Origin of the sequence: Stenotrophomonas maltophilia group sp. Smal32, assembly GCF_030237085.1 — a bacterium.
Taxonomy (GTDB): domain Bacteria; phylum Pseudomonadota; class Gammaproteobacteria; order Xanthomonadales; family Xanthomonadaceae; genus Stenotrophomonas; species Stenotrophomonas maltophilia_Q.
The window spans coordinates 1-5,080 of the sequence record NZ_JASJSI010000180.1; the positions used below are offsets into that span (position 1 = coordinate 1).

The following is a 5,080-nucleotide window of genomic DNA, read 5'->3' on the forward strand; positions in this document are numbered from 1 at the left end:
TTATCAACATAGCAATGGCTATATAACGAAGCCGTAGCCATTCCGTGTGGGGCGGCGGTCGAGTCAGATCATGGGGGTGTTATAACATTACACAAAGCAGCGACAACCCTGCCGGTGGTCATGTCGTTCTGGGGCGCTGCAGAGGGTGGGGGTCAGAGCCCGTTCCTGCGGAAAGGGATCCGACCCCGGGCGCCGGCCTCGATCAGCCGCGGCGGAAGGCGGCGGGGCTTCGGGCGCCGACGATGATCATGCGGATCATCGTGGAGATCTGTTCGACCAGTTCCGGATCCTTCTCCGGCGGCAGGTCCATGGCGGTGGCGCCCATCGCGAACACCAGCCGGGTGATGGCTTTGGCCACCAGTTCCGGGGCGTGCAGCACCGCGCCATCCAGCGCGGCCAGGCGCACCAGGTCGTGCTGCAGTTCTTCTTCGAAATAGTGCAGCTCGCGTTCGACGGCGTGCTTGAAGTCGTCCGAGCCGACCGCGCCTTCGCGCAGCAGCACGTGCAGCAGCTTGTCGTCGGCGCGCAGCTGCTCCATGAAGGTCTCCACGGAAACGCGCACCACGCTGGTGGCGGTGGAGGTGGCGCGCTGGCGGGCCTCGCCGATGATGGTGCGCAGCGAGCGGCCGGCCGCATCGATCAGCGCCACGGCCAGTTCGTCCATGTCGCGGAACTGCCGGTAGAAGCTGTTGGGCGCGATGCCGGCCTCACGTGCCACTTCGCGCAGGCTGAGCGTGGACAGGCTGCGGTGCGGCCCGATCAGTTTCAGGGCGGCGGCAAGCAGATCCTCGCGGCTCACCGTACGGCGGGCCGGGCTGTTGGCATCTTCGGGCGTCGACAAGGCGGTGGCGGCGGCCATGGGGGTTCCGGTGGGGCGAGGCTGAATCATACCCAATCCGGTTCAATATACACATGTATACACAGGTGTATGTGCGCCCGTATAGTGCGCCCATGAGCGCTGTCGTCCGTCCGTCCCTGTTCTCTCCGTACCGCTGGGTCTCGCCGTCGCTGTTCGATTTCTGGGCGGGCCAGCTCAATCCCCTGTGGACACTGCGCGAGCCGATGGCCCGCCTGGTCCGGCGCGAGCCGGCCGGCGAGGGCGCGGCGACCCTGGTCCTGCGCACCAACCGGCACTGGGCCGGCATGCGCGCCGGCCAGCACGTCACCCTGGGCGTCGAGATGGAAGGACGCCTGTGGCAGCGCAGCTACAGCCCCACCGCGTTGGGGCCGCGCGAGCTGGCCATCACCGTCAAGGCGGTAGACGGCGGCCGGGTCAGCCAGCATCTGGTCCACCATGCGCGGCCGGGCGAACTGTTCCGCCTCGATGCCGCCTTCGGCGAGTTCCATATGCCGGCCGCCGCCCCAGTGCTGCTGCTGGCCGCCGGCAGTGGCATCACGCCGATGCGCAGCCTGCTGCGTGAGGCCTGCCAGCGCCCGCTGGCGGCGCCGGTGGACGTGTTCTACTGGGAGCGCACCGCGGCCCATCTGCAGTTCCGTGATGAACTGCAGGCGCTGGCCGCGGCGCAGCCGAACCTGCGCGTGCATCTGCTGACCACCCGCGACGGCGAGGTGCCGGCCGCGCGCATCGATACCCACGATCTGCAGGTCGCGGGCGATGACACGCCGCTGGCGCAGCGCCACGTGCTGGCCTGCGGCCCGGATGGGTTCGTCGCCGCTGCACGTTCGCGGCTGGCGCAGCAGGTCGCCGGCTTCCAGGCCGAAGCCTTCACCCCGCCGGCGCCGCTGGGCGATGCCAGCAGCGAAGGCGAGGTGTCGCTGACGCTTGCGCGCAGTGGCCGCCAGTTGAGCGTGCCGCGTGGCCGCTCGCTGCTGGAAAGCCTGGAAGCGCATGGCATCAAGCCCAGGCACGGTTGCCGCATGGGCATCTGCAACACCTGCACCTGTGATCGCGTCAGTGGCGCTACCCGCCACCTGCGCACCGGCGACCTGCAGTCCGACTCGGCACAGCCGGTGCGGATATGCGTGAGCGCACCGACCACCGACCTGACCCTGGATCTCTGAGGACGCCTGCCATGACCCGCGCTACCGACCGTGCCTTGAGTACTGCCGAGATGCATGCCTTCGGCGAGGAGCTCGACGCGATCCGCGACCGTGTGATCGGCAGCCTTGGCGCCTCCGATACCCGTTACATCCGCCGCGTGGCCGCCGCCGTGCGCTGGTTCGGCGTGGGTGGCCGTGGCCTGCTGTTCCTGGCGGCGTTCTCGCCGCTGTTCTGGATGCCGCTGCTGTGGCCGGCCGCGATCACCGGCACGCTGCTGCTGGCGTTGTCCAAGATCCTGGAAAACATGGAGCTGGGCCACAACGTGATGCACGGCCAGTTCGACTGGACCGGCGACCCCAAGCTCAATGGCAACACCTACGAGTGGGACATCGTTGCCACCGCCGACAACTGGCGCAAGACCCACAATTTCCGCCACCACACCTACACCAACGTGCGCGGCATGGACGATGACATCGGCTACGGCCTGCTGCGCATCTTCCCGGAACAGCGCTGGAAGCCGTTCTACCTGCTGCAGCCGATCATCGCGCCGATCTTCGCGCTGCTGTTCCAGTGGGGCGTGGCCGCGCAGGACCTGCGCCTGGGCCGTTGGCTGAAGGGGCGCATGAGTGCGCGTGCAATGTGGCTGCAGACCCGCCCGGTGGCACGGAAAATGGCCCGCCAGGTGCTGAAGGACTACGTGTTCTTCCCGCTGCTTGCCGGCCCGTTCTTCCTCACCGTGATGCTGGGCAACATGGTGGCCAACGGCCTGCGCAACATCTGGACCTACGTGATCATCTTCTGCGGCCACTTCACCGCCGAATCGGAAACGTTCCCGAAGGAGTGCCTGCGCAATGAATCGCGTGGCCACTGGTACCTGCGCCAGTTGCGTGGTTCGTCCAACATCAGCGGCGGCTTCCTGATCAACGTGCTGTCGGGCAACCTCAGCCACCAGATCGAGCACCACTTCTACCCGGACCTGCCGGCCAACCGCTATGCGGCCATTGCCAAGGAAGTGAAGGACATCTGCCACCGTTACGGCCAGCATTACAACAACGGCTCGTTGCCGCGCCAGTTCGGCCAGGTGGTCTGGCGCATCCTGCGCCACGCGTTCCCGAGCAAGCCGCGCCGCCTGCCGATGTCGGACATCATGTCCGCACCGGCGTCGGCCAACGCGGGCTGATCGACTCAGCCCGCCTTCGCCAGGGCCGCCTGTTCGCGGTCCAGGCGGCGCAGGAACACCTGCATTTCCTTGCGTGCCTGCTGGTCACCCTTGCTGCCGGCCACGCTCAGCCCGCGTTGCCACGCCTCGCGCGCCGCCTGCGGTTGGCCACCGGCAAGCCAGGCTTTGCCGAGCAGTTTCCAGGCGGCCGAGTACTGCGGATCAAGCACCACGCAGCGGCCCAGGTGGGTGGCCGCGCGGACCGGGTTGCCGGCATCCAGCCAGCCCTTGCCCAGGCCGAAGCGCAGCAGCGCGCCGTCCTTGCCGTTGGCAAGCATGCATTCCAGGGCTTCGATGTTCATCAGCGCACCTCGACCAGCAGTTCGGTGGGGCCTGGCTGGAAGCGGCCGCGATGGAACAGCAGCGGCGCGCCGCCGTTCTCGTGCGCCTCGATGATGCGTCCGGCCAGCAGCAGGTGATCGCCCACCGGCCACATCGCGTGGCGGGTACAGGTGAGATGGGCGACCGCACCGGCGATGCGTGGTGCGGCGTCCTCGTCATCATCCAGCAATGCCAGGCCGTCGAAGCGGTTGCGGACCTGCGGATCGGCGAAGCGCCGGGCCAGCGCTTCCTGGTCGGCTGCCAGCACGTTGATTGCAAAGCGGGTGGCGCGCTGGAAGGTGGACAGGCTCTGTGCGTGCAACGCCAGGTTCCACAGCACCAGTGGCGGCTGCAATGACACCGGCACGAACGAATTGATGGTCAGGCCGACCGGCTTGCCCTGTGCATCGCGCGCGCAGACGATGGCCACCCCGGTGGGGAAGTGACCGAGCAGCCGCCGCAGTGCACGCGGCGGCATCTCGACCGACGGCACCGGCGCCGGGGCGGGGAAGACCCCCGCCCACGGCCCGGCGTACGGCAGTGTCTCGCCGCTCATGAGGCCCGGGCCTGGCGGTAGCGCCGGCCGACCTCGGCCCAGTTGATGATGTTGAAGAACGCACCGATGTAGTCGGGGCGGCGGTTCTGGTAGTGCAGGTAGTAGGCGTGTTCCCAGACATCCAGTGCGAGGATCGGGGTGTTGCCGGACAGGCCAACGGCTGCACCCATCAATGGGCTGTCCTGGTTGGCGCTGCTTTCCACCTGCAGGCGGCCATCGCGATCGCTGGTCAGCCAGGCCCAGCCGCTGCCGAAACGGGTCTGCGCGGCCTTGGTGAAGGCGTCCTTGAAGGCATCGAAACCGCCGAGGTCGCGGTCGATGGCCGCTGCCAGTTCATCGTCGGGTGCGCCACCGCTGGCGCTGAGCACGGTCCAGAACAGGCTGTGGTTGGCGTGGCCGCCGCCGTTGTTGCGGATCGCGCCGCGCTGCGCTTCGGGCACGGTATCGAGCTGGGCGATCAGTGCCTCGACCGGCTGATCGGCGAGGCCGGCCTGTTCGATGGCGGCATTGAGGTTGTTGACATAGGTCTGGTGGTGCTTGCTGTGGTGGATCTCCATCGTGCGCGCATCGAAGTGCGGCTCGAGGGCGTCGTAGGCGTAGGGGAGCGGGGGAAGCGAGTACGACATCGAAGCAATCTCCGTGGGGAAGGCCAGGGGGCTGGCCGTGGGGAGATCGTTATCGCACCTCAACATTGGTTGAGGTCAAGGGTCATGGATGGAAGGCGTGCGCTCCCGGCGCTTTGACTGTTCAGCGAGGGCGCGGGCGGATGTGCGTAGCCGGGACACCCCGTGAACCCAAACAAGGGGGCTCGATGGCGCCATCCATGGCCGCAACCGTCCCCGCTACCCACACCCCCCCACCCTGGATATCTCCCTGGGCCCGCGCCGAGTAGGAGTCAAACGCAACAGCATGAGCAAAAGCCGAATTGTATTTGGCGGCCCGGGGGGGGCAAAACAGCCCGGTGGGGTTTGGGGGCCCCGCC

6 protein-coding genes are annotated in these 5,080 nt (G+C 67.6%); 2 read left to right on the plus strand and 4 right to left on the minus strand.

Translation table 11 applies throughout. The features are described 5' to 3' along the window. Positions 1-202 precede the first annotated feature (202 nt). Positions 203-859, minus strand: coding sequence for an HTH-type transcriptional repressor FabR (fabR, locus tag QRO91_RS21865; protein ID WP_049428432.1), 657 nt, complete (start codon positions 857-859; stop codon positions 203-205). A 92-nt stretch (positions 860-951) separates the two neighbouring features. Between fabR and QRO91_RS21870 the strand changes: the two genes are divergently transcribed. Then, complete coding sequence (locus QRO91_RS21870; protein WP_049428434.1) at positions 952-2,022, plus strand: ferredoxin reductase; 1,071 nt, start codon at positions 952-954, stop codon at positions 2,020-2,022. 11 nt (positions 2,023-2,033) lie between these two features. Next, a complete protein-coding gene (locus QRO91_RS21875) occupies positions 2,034-3,182 on the plus strand; it encodes an acyl-CoA desaturase (protein ID WP_049428436.1) in 1,149 nt (382 codons plus the stop codon). A 5-nt stretch (positions 3,183-3,187) separates the two neighbouring features. Here the strand turns inward: QRO91_RS21875 and QRO91_RS21880 are convergent, their stop codons facing one another. Genes QRO91_RS21880 through QRO91_RS21890 form a run of 3 tightly spaced genes read right to left on the minus strand, consistent with a single transcriptional unit; the run spans position 3,188 to position 4,724 of the window. Continuing rightward, on the minus strand, positions 3,188-3,523 hold the full coding sequence (locus QRO91_RS21880) for a lipopolysaccharide assembly protein LapB (protein ID WP_049428438.1): 336 nt from the start codon (positions 3,521-3,523) through the stop codon (positions 3,188-3,190). Then, positions 3,523-4,098, minus strand: a complete 576-nt coding sequence (locus QRO91_RS21885) for a flavin reductase family protein (RefSeq protein WP_049428439.1) — start codon at positions 4,096-4,098, stop codon at positions 3,523-3,525. Before QRO91_RS21885 ends, QRO91_RS21880 begins: the two co-directional genes overlap by 1 nt. Next, a complete protein-coding gene (locus QRO91_RS21890; RefSeq protein ID WP_049428441.1) occupies positions 4,095-4,724 on the minus strand; it encodes a superoxide dismutase in 630 nt (209 codons plus the stop codon). Before QRO91_RS21890 ends, QRO91_RS21885 begins: the two co-directional genes overlap by 4 nt. Positions 4,725-5,080: the final 356 nt, after the last annotated feature.

Coding starts and splice junctions, on each gene's coding strand:
- fabR (WP_049428432.1), bottom strand. CDS start 859: ATGGCCGCCGCCACCGCCTTGTCGACGCCCGAAGATGCCAACAGCCCG.
- QRO91_RS21870 (WP_049428434.1), top strand. CDS start 952: ATGAGCGCTGTCGTCCGTCCGTCCCTGTTCTCTCCGTACCGCTGGGTC.
- QRO91_RS21875 (WP_049428436.1), top strand. CDS start 2,034: ATGACCCGCGCTACCGACCGTGCCTTGAGTACTGCCGAGATGCATGCC.
- QRO91_RS21880 (WP_049428438.1), bottom strand. CDS start 3,523: ATGAACATCGAAGCCCTGGAATGCATGCTTGCCAACGGCAAGGACGGC.
- QRO91_RS21885 (WP_049428439.1), bottom strand. CDS start 4,098: ATGAGCGGCGAGACACTGCCGTACGCCGGGCCGTGGGCGGGGGTCTTC.
- QRO91_RS21890 (WP_049428441.1), bottom strand. CDS start 4,724: ATGTCGTACTCGCTTCCCCCGCTCCCCTACGCCTACGACGCCCTCGAG.